The sequence below is a fragment of the Nitrosococcus wardiae genome (assembly GCF_004421105.1).
GTDB classification, from domain to species: domain Bacteria; phylum Pseudomonadota; class Gammaproteobacteria; order Nitrosococcales; family Nitrosococcaceae; genus Nitrosococcus; species Nitrosococcus wardiae.
Window position 1 is genome coordinate 3,983,062 of sequence record NZ_CP038033.1, and the last position, 22,959, is coordinate 4,006,020.

A 22,959-nucleotide genomic window follows, 5' to 3' on the forward strand; every position below is an offset into this window, starting at 1 on the left:
ATGAATATCGAACCGCTTCCACGACAAAATCCATTTTATAACATAAGGGCGAATCGCTTGCGATTCGCCCTTATTTTTTGACAGTTATTCACCTATTTTGGGGCAGGAACTGTCAACTCCATCCCTACCAGCAATTGGTTGGGATTTTCCAGACGATCCTGATTAGCCTCATAAATCAAGCGCCACTTATTTACATCACCGTAAACACGCTTAGCAATAAGAGACAGAGAATCGCCAGACTGAACAGTCACCGTTTTGGGAAATCCTTCCTGAGCTGTGGGCGTGGGCGGAGCTTTTCTCGATGGTGGAGTTATCGCAGCAAGCTCTTCCTCCTGCGCTTCTTGAATATCCTTAAAGGATTCCTTCGCCTCTCGAGCTTCCTCTAATAACTGCTCAGCCTCACTGAGTTCTTCAGTCAGTTGCTCCGCTTTCTCTTCAACCGCTTTTTCTGCTTCCTTTTCCAATACGGCTAATTCCTCAGCAGAGAGTTGAGCTTCATCCTCGGGGGAGATCGGCGCTTCTTCAGGCACAGCTCCCATCGCCGCCTCACCCTCAGCAGCTGGGGTTTGTGGCTCCGCCATTTCCGGGCTGGGAGCCTCTTCTTCAGTGGATTCTTCGGTACCCCCGAGTTCCTCCAAAATCGAAGCAAATTCGTCTTCTTCCTCGCTAGGGGCCGCAGCGGCAACTTCTTCTTCCACACTAGGCTGAGGAGGCTCCGCCTCCGGAACTGGCTCGGTAGGACTGGGCGCAGCAACTTCCGGGCTAACGGTTTCGATTTCCTCACTAACTACAGCTTCTTCTCCGCCAGTACGACTGAGATACATCCACACTGCACCTCCCGCCAGCACTACAATTAATAAAAGTACAATAATAATGGACCAAATCTGTCCTCGATTTTTGGACTGCCCATAATCGGGTCGTCCAGAACCAGACCGCCTATAGGCGGACCGGACGTAGTTAGAATCGCTACGTTTAATACCGGCCATGGCTTGCTCCTATATAAATATTAATAACTTGAACATCCGTTAGTGACTAAACTTTCTCCTGCATTTGTGAGAAAGGCTATATCCAATAAGCAGTTCGAGTCATCACTTTCGACACGACTCCCATCAAGGCCCTGATGGGAGTCGGTAGCTCTACACCACCGGATTCCAAGGCTACTGTCGCGTGCCGAGCCTCATCCTTTCTCATTTGCCCCAAGATAACTCGGCTTGGGGCATCCTGATCAGGAAGACGCTCTAAATGCCGTTCGAGGTGCTTGACTACTTGGCGTTCCGTCTCAGCAACAAAGCCCAGGCTCCATTTGTCCCCCGCTACGCCCGCCAGGGTGCCAATAGCAAAGGAACCGGTATACCAGAAAGGGTTTAAATAGCTGGTATGAGTACCTAACTCTTTTACTCGCTGCTTGCACCAAGCAAGGTGATCATTCTCTTCGCGGGCTGCCCCCTCCATCGCCTTACGAACCTCCGCAAGGTGTGCAGTCAACGCTTGTCCTTGGTATAAAGCCTGGGCGGCTATCTCACCTGCATGATTGACCCGCATCAAACATCCCGAAAGCCTCTGGTCTTCCTCGCTCATTGGCCCCTCCTCCACAATACCAGCGGCAGGATTAGCCCGCTCGGTCACTTGGGGCTCCCCGAAAACCGTGCGTAAAGCACTATCAAAATTGGTGATGGCGTAGTCAAGCCGCGACAACCTTCTCCCTTCCATTTCCTACTCCGCACTCTGCTACTATTGGTGAATAATTAATCGAAGGATAATCTTCTCCTATTTCTTATGTAACAAAAAGAGCTTACCTTTCCCCCTATGCAGAAACAAAAAAAGATTAAGTATATATTATTATTAAAAATCAAGCTGCCGGACTAACAATTGTACCGGGTGCAAGACTTCGATAGGAAAGCCCGCCTCTCTTATTCCGGCTGCCAAATGCAGAGAACAGCCGATGTTGGATGTCACCAAAATATCAGGCTGAATTTTTTGTAAAGTGTCTATTTTCTCGGCACGCAGAGATTGGGCAAATATTGGCTGGGTAAGCATATAATTTCCAGCCGCGCCGCAACATTGCTCGTTGTCGGGGAGTGGTAAGATATCCGCCTTCGGGATTCGGCGCAGTAAAGCATATACCGCCTTGTGCTGTTGCAAAACATAGCGTAAGCTGCAGGGTTCCTGCACGACAACCCGTTTGTCTAAAGGCTTCAAAGTCCCTTCCGCCGGCCAAGCCGTGTGCAGTAAGAATTGATTAACCTCTCGAATCTTACTGGTAAAGGTGCGGATAGCAGCGACTTCAACTCCCTCCTCTTGCGCCCACTGGGGGTAATCTATCAGGTTTGCAGTGCAGCCACTTGCGGTGCAAATCACCGCTTCCACTTTCGCGAAGGCTTTAACATTTTGAAATGCTAGCGCCAAGGCCTGCTTTGGCTGACCTTCGTGTCTCGCTAAAGCACCACAGCAAACTTGTTTTTTTGGAATATGAACCCCGTAACCCAACCAATTGAGTAATTGCACTGTCGCCATCAACAAAGGCTGTTCAACTATATTGGCCACGCAACCGGTAAATAAAGCAACCTCACCTCGCTCTTCGCCCTGGGCAGGATAAAAGGACTGCCAGCTTCGCTGAGGAGGTAATTTAGGCACAAGAGACTCCAACGAAGCCCATCCTAAAGCTCTCAACAGCCCACTGCGTCGGGCTAACCCAACGACCCCAGTGAGTTGGGCCAGTCTCACTAATCTTCCAAGGCCCTGGAGTATCGCTGGACGAGGCATTATCCATTGGTAGAGGAAATGTTTTTTTAAACGCTGCCAACGGGATCGCTCCCCCCAAACCTGGGCACGGGCAGTGTCAATTAAGCGGCCATAGGGAACAAGAGAGGGGCAGACCGCCTCGCAGGCGCGGCAAGTTAGACACCGATCCAAATGACCGAGTAAGCGTGGGGTGGGGGTAAGCTGATCTTTTGCCAATGCCCCCATTAGGGCAATCCTACCCCGGGGAGACTCGCTTTCATCGCCTGTCAGACGGTAAGTAGGACAATGGGGCAGACACAACCCACACATCACACAACGATCTGACCCTTGTTCCAGAAATGCTATTTTTGGGGTTTTAGGGGGTAAACAGGAGTCCTGCTTGAAATAGGGCATAATGATTATAAATGGTTTAAAAAAGATAGGTAATCGCGGAAATAATCATCTTAGAAACGGTAGCTAGACGTGCTCAAGTGCACGGCTAGCGGGCAAGATGGCAAGGCGCAAGGAGGTCCTGAAGCCGCCTCCCAGAAGGAGGAGCAATACCGCCAATCGTGCCATCAGGTGCGTAGTAATGCTACTTAATGGTGAAGCAGGTCAGCGGCCAGAAAATCGGGATTCATAGCGCCTATCAGTGCTTCTAAGTACTTATGAATAAGGTGTTTTAGGAGCGAGCTGGTGGTGTTCCGCAACCCCGTTTTTCCTCCCTAAAAAAAGGGTTTGATGCGCGCCCCCCTGAGGGACATCCTCCGGATGTCCCGATTCGCTCCCGGCGAACCGGTGCGGGGACTTCCCTGTCCCCTGGCTCCACGCCACCGGCTCGCTCCAGGAATACTTCAAAACTTTTACTGAGATACTCAGCGGTCAACTGCCGTTTTTAAGATTATACCAGACTCACGATCTACCCTTGGCGGGGCAAATATCGCCTTGTCCAGTTTTGTCAGTTCATCGCTTATCTTGCCTATCAAGAGATCGGCGGGTGGGATGCGGTGATTGCCGCAGCGCCATAGGACCTTCAGTTCAACTGGAAATTTCCCATTTACCTCGTTCGGCGTACTTCTTCTGCGGATCTTGGGCGGGTCGAAGTAGCCCCATAGGGGCCACCCCTACGAGTCACACGATGTGTCGCGTAGACACTTATTGCGGCGAGGATGGCAATGATGCTGCCAACAAAGATATCGTTCCACATAGCGGCTATCGCATTGACTCCGGTATAGTCCAGCACGAACGGCGCGATGATCAGCCATAATCCAAAAACGATGTTCGTCCAGCCTACCGATTCATACTGTAAGGGGGCACTTGTTCGAACGACGGCCAGAATAAACACGGCGGTGCCCAGGATAATATCGTTCCACAAAGCATCGGTGAGATGATGGTAGCCCCAGGCAAACGGCGCAATAATCAGCCAAACACCGGCAATAATATTGATGCCACTAGACCAGTGGACCTCCTTTCGGGCTTCCTCTGCGTAGCTTTTGTCAGCCATGGTCTTATGTCCCCGAGCCTTAGCCCGGCTGACGTCGGACCGCGCCATGGGCGCAGGGAGAGCGGTCAGATCCGGACCTTTGCCCTGGAAGAAGGCGTGGACCTTGCGCTCGTCCTCATCACCTAGATCCTCCTTGGGATCGCAGATGGGCGAGGCCTCCACCGTGGCCTTATCGTAGGCTAGGCGAACCGAGTTGTCCCGCGAACTCAGCTTGGCGCCCTGGGCGGGAATGACGTGATTGGTGTTGCCGTGCGTCAGGATGCCCAAAAAGTACGGGTGCTTGTTGTCGTCCACCCAGACGTTGGCAATCCTAGCGAATTCTTCGCCGCTACGATCGTAGACGGGGGCATTAAAGAGTTGATGGGTGTCCACGTTCGTGGCGGTATGCTGTGCCATAGCGTACCTCCTTTCAGCCATTGGCTGAGATGGAGCCATTTAACCGATTGCGTTACCCTCTTCTACTGTAAAAACAGGAAAGGGATTTCTAATTATAGACGCACCATAGAGAAGATGATGACCGTCTTCCGAAATGGCGCATTCACTTACGATTTCTCCTCCCCATCTTCCTTTTCTTCAGAGGCGGGAGATTCTCTTCCGGTAGTTCACTCCACTCCTTGAGTCGCTGCTAGACTGTCTGGAGGGAGGTCCGCTGATCGTTCTGCTTCCGAAACACGCTCTTTTAATTTGCCCCCGCGGGGCGCCCGTGGTGGGGTGGTATGGGGTTCCGCCCCCGTGCCTGCTGGCGCAGGACCGCCACCGGCAATAAATGCATTCGTTTTCACCCATCCACATTCCTAACCGCTCTTTCTCCCCCTCTAGATTGACCGCGGGGGCCAGGTACACTGCCTCGGTTTTCACCATGCCCTCCTGGCGCGATTTCACAAACAGCGGGATGGGATAGACGGCCGACAGGGGACGGTTTTGCCAGACCCGCACCTCCTCCAACATCGCATTGGTCTGATAATTGTTATAACGAATGAGAAAATTAGCCTAAGCTTAAAGTCAATGGAAGAGATGACACAAAATACACAAGAGCACACCTCCTCGGCCTATACCTACCCCCTCTTGATCGGCGATTTACTGACTGCCGGCGTGGCGCAGGTGCCGACCCAAGAGATCGTCTACGGAAATGATTATCGCCTGACCTATCAACAATTGCAGGAGCGAGTTCACCGTCTCGCCTCCGGTCTGACTCATTTAGGGGTCAAGCCCGGCAGCCGGGTGGCCGTCATGGATTGGGACAGCCATCGCTACCTGGAGTGCTTTTTCGCCATTCCCATGCTGGGAGCGGTGCTCCACATGGTCAATGTGCGTCTATCTCCCGAACAGATCCTCTACACCCTTAATCACGCCGAAGCCGAGATCCTCCTGGTCAACCGGGAATTCCTGCCCCTCCTGGAGGCTATCCGCGAGCGGCTCGAAACCGTCAAGACTTTCGTTTTGTTAGAGGATAACGATCAGCCTCTCCATACGCCGCTGGCATTGACCACAGAATATGAAGCGCTCCTCAAAACAGGAGATCCTCACCATGTGTTTTCAGACTTCTCCGAGGAGACCTGGGCCACCCTGTTCTACACCAGTGGCACCACTGGCTTACCCAAGGGCGTGTCCTTTACTCATCGGCAATTGGTGCTGCATACCTTCGCTGCCCGGAGCGCCCTTGCAGGCATAGGCCAGGGGCTATTCAATGGGGATGATGTCTACATGCCCATGACGCCCATGTTTCATGTCCACGCCTGGGGCTGCCCCTATTTGGCCACGCTGCTGGGAACCAAGCAAGTCTATCCCGGGCGCTATCAACCCGAGACCCTGTTAGGATTGATCCAGCAAGAAGGGGTGACGTTTTCCCATTGTGTGCCCACCTTGCTGCGGATGCTCCTCTCCCATCCCAAACGGAAGACGGTGGTTCTGTCCCGCTGTAAGATCGTTATTGGCGGTGCCGCTCTTCCCCGATCTCTGGCCAGCCAAGCCCTGGATGTGGGGATCGACATTTTTGCCGGTTATGGCCTCTCGGAGACCTGTCCCATTTTAACCTTATCCCAGCTTAAACCTGAGATGCGAACAGGGGATAGAGAACGGCAGCTAGCCGTCCGTTGTCAGGCGGGCCATCCTTTTCCCCTGGTCAAATTACGGATTGTGGACGAGCATATGAAGGACCAGCCCCACGATGGCCAGTCCCAAGGAGAAGTGGTGGTGCGTGCGCCCTGGTTGACCCCCGGCTACCTGAAAGACCCGGAGGGCTCCGAAGCGTTGTGGCGTGGAGGCTGGTTGCATACCGGCGATATAGGCACTCTGGATGCCGAAGGCCACTTGAACATTACCGACCGCCTCAAGGATGTCATCAAGAGCGGTGGTGAGTGGATTTCTTCCTTGGACTTAGAGAATTTAATACTCACTCATCCAGCACTCGCTGAAGCCGCCGTCATTGGGGTCACCGATCCTAATTGGGGGGAACGGCCCCTGGCCCTGGTGGTGGTCAAACCGGATCAAAATGGCCAAGTAAATGCCGCCGACATCAAAGCGCTATTAAACCAATATGCCAACCAAGGCCTCATTTCTCAGTATGCTGTTCCAGATCGGATCTTGCTCGTTGAGAGCCTCCCCAAAACGAGTGTGGGCAAACTCGATAAGAAATTATTGCGCCAGCAATACAAATCTTGAGATCTGGCGCCTTTCTTTTTAAACTATTTTAATTTTTACCTAGCTTCTAATGTTCGCCGGTCAAGGGAAATGATGATCGTATAATTATTACGTATCAAAGGCTTATTATACATTTATCCACCCAAAAAAAGCTTTGGGTAGCAAATAGGGTAGCATTTCAAGGGCTCAATGCGGTTTTCGGCTCTTTTACAACCTCCACTGCCTCCGTTTTTTATAGGTACCGCAAAATTCCCCTGTTAGAGGCTCCAAAAATTATTTTTTCTAAACACCTACAGTGAGATAGTGCCAAAAGTGCCAAAAGCCCCCTTTAGGGAGCCAAAAACTGTAGCCTTTTTACGGACTAAAGCAATTACCCATGTTTATAAGTTATAAAAGTAATCAATCCCGCGTGTATGATGATGGGCCGCAAAAACTTAGCCGGTTTGCCCTTTTTATAGCCTCGCTTATATCTTAATTCATTCCCCACCTACACAGGGGAGCCTTTTTTAGGGACTCCGAAAATTCACCCCCGCACCCAGGGCTAACTGCTTAGCCACCATCGCCGCGAAACGCCAGGGGGTAATCTCTCTACTCGTGGGATTTTTCCTGTCTGCTCATCTCACTAGGCGGTAATATGCTTGCCCCATAAAGGAAAAGGGCACGCAGCAAAGGAGCTACGTGCCCGGCACTTACTTACTTATGCCCGTATTAAGAGCAGGTGCGGTTAATGAGAAGAGAGCACAACTCTTTAACGCACACCTATCATTAAAAATAGCTTTTGCTTGGGTATGTGCAAATTCACTTGCCCAAAGTGTGATATAGGTCACATTTAAGCGCATGAGACAAAAAAATAGCCCGGTGGGAGAGCCGGGCTAGAGTGCGAATGTTGGTATGCGCCACGAAATTTCCGCCTCGTGGCCGGCGGTGTGAGTGAAACTCTTAATATTTGAGTGTATCTCCTGCTTGATGGTGTTCTATAAGGAATATCCCTATCAGGGGGAACTCCGCTCTGTTATTGCGCTTGCAAGATGGCTCGCAGGAATTTCTGGTAAGTCAAGGTAGTAGTGGGTAATTGGCTATTTGGCAGATAATCTAAGAAGGGCCTGTACGCCAGGTGGAATAAAAACCTGGACAGGATTCTCTGGCTATATACAATATTGAATTACTCAATAATGCGTAGTTTCCTTAGGCGGTACTCCATCGCTTTGCTTGATACTTCAAACTTATCTGCCATACCCTCAACAAATGTGGTCAGAAGGGCTTTTTCTTCACAGGTCTTTTTTATAGATTCGATTAATTTCTCCCCCTCTTCCAGGATAAGATCTTGGGGCATTAAGAGCTGTGCAGCGAAGTTATTTGCCTCGGATTCATAAGAATCCCAATATGACTCGCTTCTGCTCATTGCTTTCTTTGAATCAGTAAAACCTTGTTTAGATTTAGCACTATGAAGGCAGTAGTGTCCAATCTCATGCGCCAAAGTAAACCTTCTTCTAGGGGAATACGAATTCTGTAGAGGATTGATTTTTACAATAGGTGTCTCATCTTTAAAGAAAATCTCCCCTACGATATTCCTTGAGTCGAGGGAAAAATCTAACTCTACCAGAATACCTAGCTCCTTTGCGATTCTGTCAACATCAATTGGTGCTTTAACTTCAAAGGCCTTCTCCTTGGCAAGGTAAAATAAAAGCTCAGACGCATTAGAATAAAGCCTTTTTTCCTCGTTAATCATCGTTTTCCTTCCCTTTTAGCTGACTAGCTAATTGCTTAGTAGCTGCACCTGTTCGATCAATTTTTGTCGCTGTTACTTGATTGTCCTCTATACGTTCCTGAATAAGTTGCTCCACTTTAGATATTAGCTTTATCTTTAAGTGCCGTTTAACATCCGGATTCTCTAAAATGGAATTAGCTAATTTTATCCCGCAGCCCTCATCCGATTGAATTTTTTCTTGTAATTCCTCAGTTATTTGCTTCTCTAGAGACTCTTTTGAAGCTGAGAACTGCTGCATAAATACATATCCTGCTATTGCAAGAACTACGGTGATGCCAACAAATATAATTGTAGTGAAGACTATGTAAGTATTCGCAATCGCGATTGCATTGGATGGGCTTTGTACAGTAGCATTTTTGAGCCATCCCAAGAACCAAGGTGCAATTGCACCGCCGATAAACCCAGCCAGCAGCACCGCTATAATTTTACACACTTTTTTCAACAATTAGAGTTCTCCATTCTTCGATGAGGAGTCGAATAGGAAGCCCCATGAATTTAAAGGTAAGCCGTGAAACCCTAAGGAACTACCGACAAAGCACCTCACAAGGCACTCCATCCCCATCGCCATCAAGCCTAGACAGCCCACAAGCCAAATACCTCAAAGCCTCCGTACAGCTATCCATATGACCACAATACCTCTTAGGTCCACATTCAGAAGCCGCCTGCTTGGCCCTGGTCCGCTTATCCCGCCTCCATTCCCATCATGGCACCCTCTGCGTCTCTGAATGCGCCTACAAGCTCCTATAGGCCGCTCTCCTTGGTTCACCTTCATAGGGATTCATTGCCTGTAGACCCAGATAGATTCGTGAGCCGCTCAGTATGGACCCGCATGCCTCGGTGATGTGGGGACTGGGGGTTAGAAGTCCAGTAGCGGCTTCGAGAACCTTTTTCCCCAATCAATTATTTGGGGACCTCGTTGACCCCTAACTAATTTTCTAATCTCCACTCACAGAAGCAGCACAGAAGGCAATCCCCTCTCCCACCCAACCTCGTGAGATCATGGCACCGTATTCCCGAAGTGAACTGACAAAACGGTGGTTGGAATCATTATGCATCCAGCGATTGTTATAGACTTGGTAAATGGGAGCAGAGTCGCCCGGGCAGACGCCGTCAGTGGGCAGTTTGGCATAGAAGGCAATCCCTTCATAAGTCCATTGATCAGGGGCCAACACATTGTCGGGATTGAGGGAACGAAGATAAGCGCAGTCTTCCCAGTTCGCCGTATAAAAGTGGGAATTTGCCCCCTGGGTATAAAACCGGCAGACGGGCAGCGCCCCTTCTTCTGGTCCCGACCACGCATAGAAATAGCGCTGAGTATCGTACCAACCCGGTCCCGCCCCGCCTTGGTTGACAATCGCCGCATCTTCTTTAGAGCCTGTTAGAAAGTAATGATTAAGATCGACATTGTAGAATTCATAGACGAGGCGGTAACGATTGAGCACATTGGCAAGGACTACAGACCCATGCCCATCCGCGATTCCTATACCACAGAACCCATAGGTCGCGCACGCGTTCCCAGCGGGAAAAGGCTTACTAGCAAATTGAAGCACGGCATTGAGTTCTGCTCCCACTAAATGCGGATTCACGGAGAGCATCAGCGAGGCGATTCCAGAGATATGGGGGGCTGCCATGCTGGTGCCTTCACTCCATGCATAGTCGAACCCCTGAGGAGTGGCGGCGCCATTATCCATGGTAGAGAGGATTCCAGCTTCTAAGTGGCCATACCAGGAGATATCTCCGCCGGGGGCGGCAATTCCCGCGCCAGTAAAATCCAGATTGGTATATGAAGCGAGTTCCCCTTTATGATTCGTGGCAATAACGGTAAGCACGCCCTCGCAATTAGCGGGATAATAATATCTAATATCATCACTCTTGTTGCCGGCGGCCACCACCACAAGTACGCCCTTCCCTAGGATTTTATTGATGATTTCCTGATGTGATCGCGGGCAAGGTCCATTTCCCCCTAGGCTGAGATTAATCACCTGGGCGGGATGGAGATTGGGGGGAGCGCCGGGCACTGGAAGACCCGCCGCCCACGCCATCCCGTTGGCAATATCGCTCGCAGTTCCACCACATCTCCCTAGTACCCGCACGGGGAGAATTCGGGTATGCCAATCCACTCCGGCCATACCGAAGCCATTGTCACCGCGCGCCGCAATGATCCCCGCCACATGAGTCCCGTGCCAGGAGCTATCTCTTGCAGCTTGACCCCCGCACTCACCCTCCACGCGCCAGTTCCCTGGGTCCGTGGCATCGCTATCCATACCATCCCCATCATTCGCGCTGCCGGGTTCAGAGACAAAGTCATACCCTGGCAACAAGCGCGCGGCGAATTCCGGGTGAGGTCTTATTCCACTGTCCACCACCGCCACAATCGTATCGGCGGAGCCGCGGGTGATCTCCCAGGCACGAATCGCCTCGATTCCGCCTAAAAAACCTTCCTTTTCACCTTCCAGATTCCACTGGTGGTGGAAGAAGGGGTCATTGGATAGCGACTGGGCTTCCATGCGTGTATCCGCCTCGATCCACTCGATACCGGAAAATCGCTCTACACGCTGGAGGAGAGAGAAAACCGTCTCGCTCTCCTTGGGCGCTAAAAAGCGGAACACGTGGGCCTCATTGACCATCGCTCCGTGGAACACCAGTGCTTCACCCAAAGCCGATTCCAGTTCGGCAATCACCTCTTTAGGAGGCGGCAAATTAGCCCGGGCGAGTGCTTGGATTTGAGGAGATTTAAAGCGGACGATGATTCCTTCCACGATCACCGCCGGCGGGGGCGTGGGTTCCAAACGAAATCTATTCGATTCTGAAGACTGGTATTCAGCCTGCTTAGCCACCGCTTCTCTTGCCGTGGAAACTCGCTGATTGAGAGTGAAAGGAAGGGTTGTTTTCTCTAGCAATAGGCCTTCGATCAGCGGGGACAATATCGAGGCGCTCAGTTTGGCCGGCCTCTCTTCCAGAATTTCTCCAGCAACGCTATGCGCGCATAGAACAAGGCCGAGAAAAGTCCAAGCCCATACATACATTCCAATTTTAGAGACTAACATTCCTCCCTCTTACAAAGGTTATTAATTGGTTATCCTAAAAGTTTGCGGTTAGAAAAAGGGCTGAATCTTCCCCAGAGAAAAGTCGCCTTTGTGCTGAGCAAAGCGTGATGATTGGCAGTAAAATGCTGCTGCCAATTTTGGAGCAACATTTGCTTTCTTCATTTTTAAATTTCGAAGGACAAAGACCACATGCAGGCCGTTGGGAAACTGGGGTTAGAGAGTTCCCGGTTACCGGATTTTAGGCGCACTGCTACTCTTCAACGCCAGATACCTGTTGTTTATTGCCGTCTGCTGCTTCTTTGATGGGAATTGCGGGCTTTGGAGTAATGAATGCATCGCACTTTTTCTGGATTGCGGCCTTTTCTAGGGCGTCTCTCTCTCCCTTTAGCCGACCATATTCAGCCGCCTCTGGTCCATCACCCCCCTCCAAGAAAAACAGCGCTGGCCAAAAAACAACCATCCCAAGTGCCATCTGGGCTTTATCGTTATCTGCTGTTTTCTTAAGGTTGCCATGCAGTTCATTGGCGCGATGTGAGATACGTCCCAACTCACCCGCTATCTGGTCACAGTCATAGTTTTTGTATTGCATCGGTGACACGTAAGAGGTTTGGATTTTGTCAGGACTTGAGGCACACCCCACAATCATTACTGCTAGAGCAGACCCAAGAAGTACTTTCTTCATTTTTTTCCTCTTTTGGTGAATGAATGTCCCTCACGAAACTGAAGCGGTGGCGATCGAGTGGGTCATAGCCAGACGAAGTTCAGCTACTTGCACTTTCAATGCGCGTTACAACCATTGCCGCTAGAGCCCCAGAGAGTGCCAGCTTCAATGCCAATAGTAAGGGGCTCGCCTGCATAGTTGAAGATCAAGGGAGGGGTTCCGCTGGCAAGGCCACCTTACGGTATTCCTGTATTTTGCTATCGGGTATAAGGTTTTACGGCGCCGCTTGCAAAATCTTTAGGAAAGACTTCCTATGGGCTACTGGTCCTATCAGAATAGGAAGTAGTGGTGCTCTGGCAGCTGCAAAGAAACCAATCGCCATGGGATATTCTTACCAGCATGGGTTTCTTAGCGGGCAGAGCACACAGAGAGGCGGTCAAGTGCGTTGAGGAAAGACCCGATAGTTCGAGAGAAACAAGCACCAGGTCTATGCTATGGCGGTTGTAATTGCATGGAATTCGTCAGTGCCGGTGGTTTCCCTAATACCGGTGCTGGGGTGGTCTAGAGTAAGGGCCAATAAGCCTAGGGGGGATGTTTAGCTCCCAGCTTCATGGCTGCCTCCCTGCAAGGGCGCATCACCATGAATCATTCCCAGGCTAAGACTAAGGAAACTGTAAAAATTCGCCCCCGCTCGCCCTGCGGAAAGCCCTGCACCCCAATTTCCGTTCAGCATTGTTACATCACAAGCTAGATAACTCATCGCCTCGGCACAGCTAGCCATCTGCTTGCAATACCGCTTAGGCCCACACTGTGCCGCCGCTTTCTTTATCCTATCCCGTTTGTTATGCCTCGCCTCTGGAAGCGCTCACAAACCCCTGTGCGCCTCCCTGGCGGCTTTCTCTATGTCCAATAGGGTTCGGTCCCGTAGATAGTCCCTGTAGACCCAAGCCGCGCCCTGGCGCACCATTTCCCGGTTGACATCCACGCCATTGACAAATACATGACCCACGGTACGCCCATAGCGATCTACAGTCTCCACCACTACCCGCGCTTGTTTGCCGAATAGCAAATTAGAGAGAGCCTGCTTTGCCCGGCTGCCATAGGGTTGCCCCTTCTCGGGTGTGTCGATCTCGGCTAGTCGGACTTTAACTTGCTCTTTGGCGGGGGGCAATAAGGAGGAGAAATAGAAACAAGGCTAGTGCTTTCTTCATGGGACCTCATGGCGCGCATCACTGGCAGCAAAAAAACAGAGCGAGTAACGAGCGGCGCTTTTTGATGTCCGAGTTCATAACGTTTTTAGGCATTCTGTTCCCAATACCATGCATTTGCTTCGATTGATCTCTTTTTGATGTTTTCAAAGATATTGATAAGAGCTTGGTATAACAATTCGAAATCAAGATCAGGCACCGGATTACCATTGAACGTCGACTCACTGAAAGTAACAGTACCAGCGGAAATGTCGTGCACAAGCTCACTTCGCACCCTTTCGTACGAAATGGCGGCGATTGTCCCTTTGAAGAGATTCTCCTGTAGCCAAGATTCCTGCCTATCAGATAGATTGCCACTAAGCTTGTCACGAACCACTTGCTGGGGTTGCAACTCATTTCCAAATTGATCGATCAGAGGCTCGATTTTGGATAAATCGACCTTGAAAGGTTTGGCATTCTGGATCACGAGACGAAGCCGCTTCGGATGCACCAATGAAAATAATAGGTTGCCGCTGTCTTCTTCGAGAATTCTTGCGTAATTTTTTAATTTCCGACTCGATTGATGGTGTTTCCGGCTTCCGAGAGCCTCAATATAGCAACAGCAAAGCATGAGCGCCTCATCGGGGTGTCCCTCCTCTCTAAGGCGAGGCAAAAACTTTATTCGAGCCTCAAGGTCATCGAAGTAAGCCTGAATCATGAATGCCTTTGTATTATTGTCCAAGTAGGAACTCCGCCTAACGCTACCGATAAGCCGCAGTGCTTTCCGGCGTTGGTTTCATCGGTTTATTAGGTAAGTTGCGTCTTGATTCGGATGAAGTCATGTTTCAACTCGATTAGCAATAAGAGGAACGAATTCGCCTCGAACCCATAGAGGCCCTGCCACTCATCCCCACCCTTCTGGACAGGATAGCGATATAGAATGCTAGGAGCTGGTATTTCCTTTCTGAAGGCGTCTATTTCTGCCTCAGAAAACCCCACGGGAAATTCCCCCTGAAAGGGAATATCCCAGTTGAACGAAGGCTCAGGAAAGTGTGACCGGTAGTCTGCTGCAAGCTCATGAAGATTGTGGCCTCGGTTCCCAAGATATGTTGAGGGTTCCCGCGCGAGAATAGCTCCCTTTAGAAACAGTTCGACGGCATGCGCCGCAAGCATTAAGACCACCGCCGCGTTTGACCATTTTCCCGAAGCAGGGTCCTGTACCATCTGCTGGCACATGGCATTGGCCGCTCCCAGATATGCCTCAGCATATGTAAAGAACCGCTCTGGCGCGGATAAGGACCGAATATCTTCATACGTAATCATGTCCCACGTCATTTGATTGGACTAAACAATTCCCATCGAGGAGGCGAGAGTACGGCTGTCCCCCCTCTGGTGTGTCGGCTCCAGATAATCGGACTTTAATCTGCTCTTTTACGGATGTCAGTAGGGTTAGGGTATCGCCATCGGATATGCCCACCACGCGGCCATGGTAGTCGGCTAGGGCGGTAAGGGGGAGAAATAGACACAAAAACACTATTATTTTTTTCATGGTACCTCAGACAAAAGAAAACCCCGCCAGGGCAAACCATAGCGGATATAGTAAAAGAGGGTTATCCCGCAAATATTGCTTGTAAACCTAGACAGCTTCGTGAACTGCTTGGTGCGGACCCGCATGTCGCGGTAGTGTGGGGACTAGGGGTTAAATGCCCCCGCTTACATAGCTATGAGCCGAGACGTTGCAATTTGAAGTAAGCCTTTCCAAGTGGCCTTAACTCCAATTTCGGTGGATTGCCTTTGGGCCAAGGGGCCAAATCAACTTCCAACAACCACTTCCCTATCTGGCTGTGAATAAGCTCTCTACAAGTTCCGCTCCAAAAGGACTTCTTGCCAACATTTACCTCTATTTCAGCCCCATCTTCCAGCGTGAGCTTCACTGATTGCCAGCCACGCTCAAAATAGCGGTCTCGATCCTCAATGGACAGCTTTACACCATAGCCAGCGCCTGATTTTTTGTGGCTTCCGTTACTCCACGCTATTACCTGCATAGTTTTTTCCTTCAGGCTCAATGATGAAACTCAGCCGCAGCTCTGGCGGCGCGAAGCGCCGACATAGACGTTGGCTGGAGTGCGTTGTTATGCATACTGGTACCAGGCCAGAAGACGCTCCAAACCATCTTGTGAAAGTATGGTTACCTTAAACGCGTGATGATTGAAGCCCAAAGTCTTTGTGATTAGCTCAAGATTGGAATGCCTTCCTATTTTTGATGCCGTTGGAGTATATGTGCCGTCCGGCACAACATCAGGCATGTGCTGCGGAATGCAGCTCAGGTACACAGAAACCTTCCTTTCATTCTCTTCGAGAAGAGCGATCTCGCGACCAGAGCGAAGCCTGAATGCCGATAGCTTGTCTCGCTCGTCGATAAACGATACGAGCGCAGATCCGTCCAGACATTCGCGTGCTTTATGTGGATTCCAAGCCATTTATTTTCTTTCAACTCCGATGCCTGCTCGGCTCAACCGCCCGCAAAAGCGGCACGCCATGCGCAAGAAAAAAACCAAGAGCTGACCCAATTTTGCAGATCAGGCTGGAGCCGAATGTTAGATTGATTCGGCCTAGAGGAGATCATCGACTGAAAGATTTAGATGTTTTCCATCAATAATTTCCTTGCCAAACTGGATAGCATGGCTCTCCGCATCTTTTCTTTCCTTGAATGCGTTGCTGGCAGAGAACGGCTTCACTAGTGACTCGTCGCGGCTATCGTGGTGCTTTGTGATCATTACTCTCACCGTCCATTCTCCCGTCTCCCGCAACTGGTATGGAGAAGGAGACAATTCAAATCCTTTGTAGATGGTAGCAAGCATGTATCCTCCTTCAATCTAACGCCGCGGCTTACCATTCCGCTGCATTCCAGGGTAAGCCGTGATCGAGGCGGCTGTTATGTGCCTCCAGTTATTCCGAAAAAATGTCAGTAATATCCTTCGCATGCCCAGTACGAAACAACTATGGCAATAGCTCGGTTTTGAGTTGTTTCGGCATCTTACCAAAAACCTGTATATTAAGCGCTGCAGAAAGGAGCAGCGCTGCCACTATACCGGCACAGAAAATGCATTTAAGTCTTTGAAAAAATGAAACTTTATGGCTTTAAGGTAGAAGCTCAGGCCTCACCCACCAGGCTCGTATCTATTCCGTAAGCTGAAGCCCAGGCCAGACACTCTTCCCCCTCTTTCCCGGTGGTGGCATGTGTTCCCGTGCTTAGATGGGTGAGACTAAAGGCCAGCAACCTAAGTTCTGGAGTAAGAGGAGAGTGTCTCCAAGGTGAGTACCGAGGTACCACAAATCAATAGCAGCTCCAAGTCTTGCGTAAAGCATGGGGGCACGTCAAAATCTAATCTATTACTAGAATTCTTATTCATTAAATTCTCGGCTTAGAGCACGCATGTCATTGGGACAGCCTGATTTATTTGAAGTATTTGGCCTTGGCGACTCTCGATCTCGCCCAAGTTATGGAAATTATATTCTAAAGGAGCGATTCTCCCCCTTATTGAAGTGGCCTGGGGGTAAAACGGCGGAGCTTAGCCTTATATTGCCTCGAATGCCGCAAAGAATTGGTCGTTTTTTCGAGCCATTTGTTGGAGGGGGTGCGGTATTTTTTTCGCTTTCAAGTAAAGTTCCCGCTTATCTCAACGATTTCTGTACTGATTTAATTGCTTTTTACCGGCAGGTGGCTACTTCAAACGAAGATTTTTATTCGATGCTAGAGGCGATTAATCGCTATTGGAAAAATATTGAAGAGGTAACAGTATGTTATTCCGGTGATCTTATCCGTATTTATCTTCAGTATAAACATAACTACTTAAATAACCATGACCTTAAAAATCGCCTCGTTGAATTTATTATTCAGAATTCTGAAGAGTTCAACAGCATATTCAGCAATGCATTTAATTATGACATACAGCATCTAATTGGCGAGATTGAGTCAAACCTCTTCAATAAGATGCAGCGCATGAAAAAACTAGAAGCAAAGCAGGGGGAACTATCACAAAAAGACTTACAGAGCAATTTAGAGGGTGCAATAAAATCTGCATTTTATATGCATATGCGATACCTATACAATTACCCATGCAAACACAACATTAGCGAAGCAAAGTTTGCAGCGATTTTCTTCTTTATAAGAGAATACGCTTATGCTGCAATGTTCAGATTTAATAAATCCGGCCAATTTAATGTTCCCTATGGTGGAATTTCCTACAACAGAAAAGATATAAAATTAAAAGTAAATCGTTTACGTCAGCGGTCACTTCTAGAAAAGCTAGAGAAAGCTGTTTTCGAAAACATGGATTTCGAGGAGTTTCTTGAAAAATTTAGACCTAAGAAAGGCGATTTTATTTTTCTAGATCCACCTTACGATACGGACTTCAGCGACTATGACAAAAACATTTTTGATAAAAGTGATCAAAAGCGTTTGGCTAATTATTTAATTAATCACTGCCAGGCAAACTTCATGTTAGTTATCAAAGCAACTGATTTTATTATTTCTCTCTATGAAAAGAAAGATCTTAATATACAAGCCTTTGATAAAAAGTATATGTGGACTATAAAAGAACGCAACATACGCGAGACAAAGCATTTAATGATAACCAATTACAAGCTATGATAATAGTGTGGATAGACTATGCCAGATCGCTCAGAAAAGGATTTGATCCTACCTGCCCTATGGCTCATGTCTAATTCAGAAAATTACACAACAGACACAACAACCCTCATTGAGAGTCTTACTGAGATCCTTAAACCCATAGACAAAGATGCTCGACAACTGAAAAATCGTAAGGATACTCACTTTTCACAGAAAGTGAGAAACCTGAAATCTCACAATGTACTTGATGGGTTAGCAGTTTACCAGTCTATGGGTGGGGGTAAATCGGGCTTATGGACCATCACTCCCAAAGGCCAATGCATTGTTAAAGATAATGTGGAATTGCTTACCTACCTATTCGAAAACGATTTTACTGGGGATGATATAGTCACCGGACTTAAGCAATTTGCTACAGAAGAGGTGCGCAGGCTACTTAAAATAGTGAATAAAAGAGGCAGTGAGGGCGCTGGAATTACTAACCAAGCTGTTACAGCTAGAGCAAAATCAAATAAAAATAGCCAAGTCTCGCATCTAAAATTATTTGACGAAAATGTCCTGATTAGGGAAGGTAAAAAGAAAATCACTGAAAGCAGCACTTATGAACGATCAAAACAACTTCGAGATTATGCCGTAAATTATTACTCGCAAAATGGACATATTAAATGCCAAGTCTGCAGGTTTGATTTCTTAGAAAAATACGGTGAACTTGGTCGGAATTTCATAGAAATTCATCATAAATATCCTATTTTCATGACTGAGGGTGAAAATCTCCAACAGAAGCTAAGTGAAGCCGTTACAAAAGTTTCTCCCCTCTGCTCAAACTGCCATCGGATGATCCACAGGAGTCGAAAAAAACTAATTAGTGTTGAAGATTTGAGAAGGAAATTTGAACGAAATAATCAACAGTAGAAGAGAAATTTTCTCCTAGTGCTAACTTAACTTTACCCTGCCTTTGCACCTATGGAATTTTAACTCAGGAATAACAGCTACATATACATAGCCTCCCCATAACTGACTACAGGTATAAGATATACCCCCTACTTAATTTTGCGGATGCAAAAAAATGGCTGCCCATCCGGTTTTGGTGCATGAAGTTGTAGAAATTTAGGGTAGGCGGGTACTTATATAAATTTTGTGGACATAAAGAATTGGCTACTCGTCCGGTCTAGAATCTGAAACCTCTAGAGATGGAGAACAGGGGATATTTACATAAACCCCAGCACCATTCATTGTAGTTGAATGCGTTTCACCAAATCTCTACCGATGCTGGCGCGCCACATTTGGGCTTTTTAGGGTATCTATATGCCTCCTTTAAACATGGCATCAAACGACTGGTAATCGCGATGCCTTTTTAAAGACTGCTCCTTGCCAACAAGCCCTCCATAGTTCGCCAAGGAGGCTAGCAGGTGATTCCCTTCCTCTGGCGTGATCTCCCCCTTACTGACTGCCTTTAAAATCTCTTGGCCTTTCTCAAGTAATGACTCGCCATTAAACTGAATGGATACCGGCTCTGCCTGGGGTCTGAGGTTAGGGATTAGTTTATCTAGGCACAACTTTAACGCAGTGGCATCCCCCTCTAAAGCCATCTCTACCGCCTTCTTAATTAAATCCGGCGCATGGGGGCGCAACAGCTCCCTAAACTCAGTCCGCTTGTCTTTGGTCCCTTTCGGTCTCCCTGCTGGATTGCCGCTTTTCCCAGGCTTAAAACTCATCAGTTGATCTCCTTCTGTAAATATCAGTAGACATTAAACTAATTCCTTGGTTTAAACCGCTCGCCAGTTCTACAACTGCCCCCTAAACCCCTCACACCGCCTAGGAATATCCGGCACCGGGTAGTAACGCCTCGGCACCGCCCCGGCTTTCTCGGCGTTCAGGCATAGGCCGTTACTCTTTGCTAGGTATATGCATTCCTGGCAGGTAATACGGTTGTCCCACCATGGGCGCTTGTTCTTCCTGCCTTCCTCTATGGGGATAACGGTAGCAAGCGGCCTTCTTTTGGGCAGGCTGTGAATCTTGTCAAATAGGCTCATATACATTTTCCTAGGGTTAGGGGGTTACTATTTTTGCTATTCTTGCTACCGAACGCCTGTAGCCCTTGTCCCATGGGGATTTCAGCGGTAGCGGGCGTTTGCTACCGTCTGCTATTCTTCTGCTACCGTTCTGCTATTTTTGGAAACGGCAGCGGAAAAATAGCAAACGCTAGCAGAAGAATAGCAAGGAGCTACTACCGTCGGAGCCCCGCCCCCCACGGGCTAGAGCCCAACGGTAGCAAAAATAGCAAGAATAGCAGGGAGTAGAAGGTCATGAACTGTAAACAACACGCCCCAACAGCTTGGGGTTTACCTCGATGAACTTCTTTCTGCCTTCCTGAACTCTTCTTACCCTATTCAGTGCTGCAAGCTCATCTATGGCCGCGTCAAGCTTTGCCTTTTCTCTCAGCTTACCGGGGGCATACTGCTGGATAAGCTTGGTAGGAGCCCTTGTAGTTCTATGCTGCTCGCAATACGAAAGCAACCAGTCCTCGATTTTTTCGGCGTTCTCCCTCCCCTCTGGTGGGGCAACCTCGTTGAAGAACCGGAGACTTTCACCCAGGTGCCACAGGGTTATGCGACTGGCCGAATCGAAAGAATGGGCGCTTATGGGGCCTCCAACGCCATCAAAAACATGGAACAGGGCCGCCATCCTGGCCGCGTTTTCAGCAATTTTGCTTGCCACGTCTTTAATGTCTTCGAGCTGGCCCCCGGCTTTTAGCTCGCTTTCAATCTCATCGTGAAATTCAACCCAAGCATCTTTTGCCCCCGGCGATAGGTCGAGCATATTAGGGGTTAGCTCCCAGTTTTTATCCATTAGCGTGGGTGCGTCTAGAATTTCCGCGATCCTATCTTTGAAGCTGTCAAGGGCTGGCCAATCCTCGTTGGGGTCCGTAAAAAAACGAGTCCCCTGGGTGGACCTTGGCCAGGAAATTAAGAAACGGGCCATAAAACCAGTCCCCCTAGCCAACCCCCCCGATTGCTCAAAGAACCGTTCTAAAACTGATTTTTGTATCTGCAAATAAGCCGACACCCTTGCCCCTCTCACGATAAAGCATTCGCTTGTACGTCTGCTTATGGGCATTGCTGTCCCGTCCCACAATTTGTTTAGTGTGGCCAAGCTTCGCATGATGGAATCCTTGCCCATGCCATGAGAGCCAAGCACAATCCCCGCCTCGGACGACATAATCCCAGCCGAAGGCCATTTCGTGGCTAAGTCCCACTTCAACCCCTCTGGTGTAAAGTCTTCGTAAACCAGCCTGGGGGTTCTGTGTTCCTCTGGCCTGTTGTGGTCTAGCTCTTTCAGCCTTTCTCTTTCCTTCTCTGTACTCTTGCCCTCCTTTGCCAGCCTTTTGATTTTGTCCTTAACGCCGCTATACTCGGCTTCCCAGGCCGCTTGCTCGGCCCTGTAGTCGCTGAGCAAAGGCTTTGCTTGCTCTTCCTTCTGCTTTTCCCAATTTTTGATAGGGTCCAGGAAATATTTATCGCAACTCGATTTTCTCTCTCCGCTATCAGCGATCACCAGCATAAAAAGGCTGGTAGGACCATCAAGCTTTGATGCTCTCCTAACATCAACATGGGCTTGAGCGGCCAGAGATAGCGCCGATATGGCGGAAGACGCCACCATGGGGACGGGTGCCTTAACAAACTGTTGCACCTCGATAACGGCTTCTTTAACCCTGGCGGGTAGCGCGTCTATTGGGTATTCAATGGCGGGGTGCTCTATCTTTAATTGCTGAGGGTCCGGCCAGTCTTCAGCCGTACCACTCTTTAAAGCCTCAGCTACCTCTGCCCCATGCCCTCTAGCTGGGTCCACCCATCCATGCTCCTCGGCAAGCCTCCTGACAGTCCCTATATCAACAGGCGGGCTACCATTACCGTTGCGTTTGAAAGAGGTCCATTTCTCTACGATCTCGCTTGTCCCTTTATACTTATCAGATTTGGCACTCCATTCATCCCAGAGGCGGAATCCATTCCTAGAATCTATCCTATGGAGGGCCATGCCTACCCCTATCCATGTGTCATAATTATCAGCCGGTATTGCCTCAAGCATCTCTTTAATGTTTAGAGGAAATTCCCCGCTAGGCTCGGGCAAGTCCTCCACTGAGTGGAGGTGCGGCTTTTCCTCTATGAGTTCAATAAACCACTCTGGCGGGTCTACGGGCAAAACTCCCTCGGTAGGGTCTGAACTCGCCTCCCATTCATAGCGCCGCCATGACTCATGCAGGGATGGAGGGGCCACGATATAGCCCCCATCGGCCCGGCTATCTACCCCTGGGGTTGGTTTGAGAATATTGGTATAGGTTCTGTATTTCTTATCCGTTTTCGGCCTGATATAAATTAAATGCCGCCCACCGGAACCTGTGGTTTGCTCCACGGTGTCAGGGAGTTGTCTATCCCCAATAGCTTCTTCTCCATCAATGCCTTCCTTCCTGTCTATGTCTATAACGACAATCCCCGACCCTTTCCCTGTGGCAATCCCGATATTGGCACCGGGCCATTTGCACCACCAGCCCTCAATAACCTGGGGGTCTGTGGTGGCGTCTTTCAGCCCGTTCCTAGTGCGCGGGTGTTTGCCGACGTTTTCACATTTAGGATTTCTGCACGAACAACCCCCGCCTTTTATTGGAGTATGGACAGGAAAAACCCGCCATCCCCATTCAGCATATAGTAGGGCGTGCGCTTTCAAGTCATGGGGGGCTAGGGTATAATAGGGGTTAATCTTTTCCAGTTTTGCCCCATCAGAAGCCCCTCCCCCCAGTGGGGCT

Annotated in this window: 21 protein-coding genes and 2 pseudogenes; 3 read left to right on the plus strand and 20 right to left on the minus strand. The window is 49.2% G+C overall.

Annotation, left to right across the window (positions count from 1 at the left end; genetic code table 11):
* Nucleotides 1-92: 92 nt before the first annotated feature.
* The 6 genes and pseudogenes from E3U44_RS18950 to E3U44_RS20765 form a co-directional block, all read right to left on the minus strand.
* Nucleotides 93-986, minus strand: a complete 894-nt coding sequence (locus tag E3U44_RS18950; RefSeq protein ID WP_134359588.1) for a LysM peptidoglycan-binding domain-containing protein — start codon at nucleotides 984-986, stop codon at nucleotides 93-95.
* A gap of 76 nt (nucleotides 987-1,062) precedes the next feature.
* Entirely contained in the window at nucleotides 1,063-1,710 is a 648-nt protein-coding gene (coq7, locus tag E3U44_RS18955) for a 2-polyprenyl-3-methyl-6-methoxy-1,4-benzoquinone monooxygenase (RefSeq protein ID WP_134359589.1), read from the minus strand.
* 132 nt (nucleotides 1,711-1,842) lie between these two features.
* Nucleotides 1,843-3,135 (minus strand): (Fe-S)-binding protein, encoded by a 1,293-nt coding sequence (locus tag E3U44_RS18960; protein ID WP_134359590.1) that lies wholly within the window; start codon nucleotides 3,133-3,135, stop codon nucleotides 1,843-1,845.
* A gap of 643 nt (nucleotides 3,136-3,778) precedes the next feature.
* The gene (locus E3U44_RS18965; RefSeq protein WP_166805133.1) at nucleotides 3,779-4,492 is read right to left on the minus strand and encodes an SPW repeat protein; all 714 of its coding nucleotides are present in this window, start codon (nucleotides 4,490-4,492) and stop codon (nucleotides 3,779-3,781) included.
* A 335-nt stretch (nucleotides 4,493-4,827) separates the two neighbouring features.
* Complete coding sequence (locus E3U44_RS18970; RefSeq protein ID WP_134359592.1) at nucleotides 4,828-5,007, minus strand: hypothetical protein; 180 nt, start codon at nucleotides 5,005-5,007, stop codon at nucleotides 4,828-4,830.
* Nucleotides 4,997-5,182 (minus strand): annotated as a pseudogene (locus tag E3U44_RS20765) (transposase); the annotation flags it as partial. The gene E3U44_RS18970 and the pseudogene E3U44_RS20765, both read right to left, overlap by 11 nt.
* 57 nt (nucleotides 5,183-5,239) lie before the next feature.
* Between E3U44_RS20765 and E3U44_RS18980 the strand changes: the two are divergent.
* Complete coding sequence (locus E3U44_RS18980; protein WP_134359593.1) at nucleotides 5,240-6,886, plus strand: fatty acid--CoA ligase; 1,647 nt, start codon at nucleotides 5,240-5,242, stop codon at nucleotides 6,884-6,886.
* 1,141 nt (nucleotides 6,887-8,027) lie between these two features.
* Here E3U44_RS18980 and E3U44_RS18985 read toward each other — a convergent pair.
* The 12 genes and pseudogenes from E3U44_RS18985 to E3U44_RS19040 form a co-directional block, all read right to left on the minus strand.
* Nucleotides 8,028-8,594, minus strand: coding sequence for an ImmA/IrrE family metallo-endopeptidase (locus E3U44_RS18985; protein WP_134356087.1), 567 nt, complete (start codon nucleotides 8,592-8,594; stop codon nucleotides 8,028-8,030).
* Nucleotides 8,587-9,078 (minus strand): hypothetical protein, encoded by a 492-nt coding sequence (locus E3U44_RS18990; RefSeq protein ID WP_134356088.1) that lies wholly within the window; start codon nucleotides 9,076-9,078, stop codon nucleotides 8,587-8,589. The genes E3U44_RS18985 and E3U44_RS18990 overlap by 8 nt, the downstream gene beginning before the upstream one ends.
* A gap of 79 nt (nucleotides 9,079-9,157) precedes the next feature.
* Nucleotides 9,158-9,259 (minus strand): annotated as a pseudogene (locus E3U44_RS18995) (excalibur calcium-binding domain-containing protein); the annotation flags it as partial.
* 309 nt (nucleotides 9,260-9,568) lie between these two features.
* Nucleotides 9,569-11,680 carry a S8 family serine peptidase gene (locus tag E3U44_RS19000; RefSeq protein WP_134356090.1) on the minus strand — a complete coding sequence of 704 codons (2,112 nt, stop codon included), beginning with the start codon at nucleotides 11,678-11,680 and terminating at the stop codon, nucleotides 9,569-9,571.
* 250 nt (nucleotides 11,681-11,930) lie between these two features.
* Nucleotides 11,931-12,362, minus strand: a complete 432-nt coding sequence (locus E3U44_RS19005; RefSeq protein WP_134356091.1) for a metal ABC transporter ATP-binding protein — start codon at nucleotides 12,360-12,362, stop codon at nucleotides 11,931-11,933.
* An 844-nt stretch (nucleotides 12,363-13,206) separates the two neighbouring features.
* A complete protein-coding gene (locus E3U44_RS19010; protein WP_134356092.1) occupies nucleotides 13,207-13,512 on the minus strand; it encodes a thermonuclease family protein in 306 nt (101 codons plus the stop codon).
* A 125-nt stretch (nucleotides 13,513-13,637) separates the two neighbouring features.
* A complete protein-coding gene (locus tag E3U44_RS19015; protein WP_134356093.1) occupies nucleotides 13,638-14,270 on the minus strand; it encodes a hypothetical protein in 633 nt (210 codons plus the stop codon).
* A gap of 65 nt (nucleotides 14,271-14,335) precedes the next feature.
* Nucleotides 14,336-14,851, minus strand: coding sequence for a hypothetical protein (locus E3U44_RS19020; RefSeq protein WP_134359594.1), 516 nt, complete (start codon nucleotides 14,849-14,851; stop codon nucleotides 14,336-14,338).
* The gene (locus E3U44_RS19025; protein ID WP_134359595.1) at nucleotides 14,838-15,077 is read right to left on the minus strand and encodes a thermonuclease family protein; all 240 of its coding nucleotides are present in this window, start codon (nucleotides 15,075-15,077) and stop codon (nucleotides 14,838-14,840) included. Before E3U44_RS19025 ends, E3U44_RS19020 begins: the two co-directional genes overlap by 14 nt.
* A gap of 172 nt (nucleotides 15,078-15,249) precedes the next feature.
* Complete coding sequence (locus tag E3U44_RS19030; RefSeq protein ID WP_134356096.1) at nucleotides 15,250-15,573, minus strand: hypothetical protein; 324 nt, start codon at nucleotides 15,571-15,573, stop codon at nucleotides 15,250-15,252.
* Nucleotides 15,574-15,660: 87 nt separating this feature from the next.
* Nucleotides 15,661-16,008, minus strand: a complete 348-nt coding sequence (locus E3U44_RS19035) for a hypothetical protein (RefSeq protein WP_134356097.1) — start codon at nucleotides 16,006-16,008, stop codon at nucleotides 15,661-15,663.
* Between the two features lie 132 nt (nucleotides 16,009-16,140).
* The gene (locus tag E3U44_RS19040; protein WP_134356098.1) at nucleotides 16,141-16,389 is read right to left on the minus strand and encodes a CV_2116 domain-containing protein; all 249 of its coding nucleotides are present in this window, start codon (nucleotides 16,387-16,389) and stop codon (nucleotides 16,141-16,143) included.
* Nucleotides 16,390-16,964: 575 nt separating this feature from the next.
* Between E3U44_RS19040 and E3U44_RS19045 the strand changes: the two genes are divergently transcribed.
* Both E3U44_RS19045 and E3U44_RS19050 read left to right on the plus strand, forming a co-directional pair.
* Nucleotides 16,965-18,182: a DNA adenine methylase gene (locus tag E3U44_RS19045; protein WP_134356099.1), complete on the plus strand. Its 1,218-nt coding sequence runs from the start codon at nucleotides 16,965-16,967 to the stop codon at nucleotides 18,180-18,182.
* Between the two features lie 18 nt (nucleotides 18,183-18,200).
* Nucleotides 18,201-19,070: a hypothetical protein gene (locus E3U44_RS19050; RefSeq protein ID WP_134356100.1), complete on the plus strand. Its 870-nt coding sequence runs from the start codon at nucleotides 18,201-18,203 to the stop codon at nucleotides 19,068-19,070.
* Between the two features lie 389 nt (nucleotides 19,071-19,459).
* On the opposite strand, the gene E3U44_RS19055 is transcribed toward E3U44_RS19050, so the two are convergent.
* Together E3U44_RS19055 and E3U44_RS19060 are read right to left on the minus strand one after the other, a co-directional pair.
* Nucleotides 19,460-19,873, minus strand: coding sequence for a DUF5681 domain-containing protein (locus E3U44_RS19055; RefSeq protein WP_134356101.1), 414 nt, complete (start codon nucleotides 19,871-19,873; stop codon nucleotides 19,460-19,462).
* Between the two features lie 589 nt (nucleotides 19,874-20,462).
* Entirely contained in the window at nucleotides 20,463-22,880 is a 2,418-nt protein-coding gene (locus E3U44_RS19060; protein WP_166804971.1) for a DUF3987 domain-containing protein, read from the minus strand.
* Between the last annotated feature and the right edge of the window lie 79 nt (nucleotides 22,881-22,959).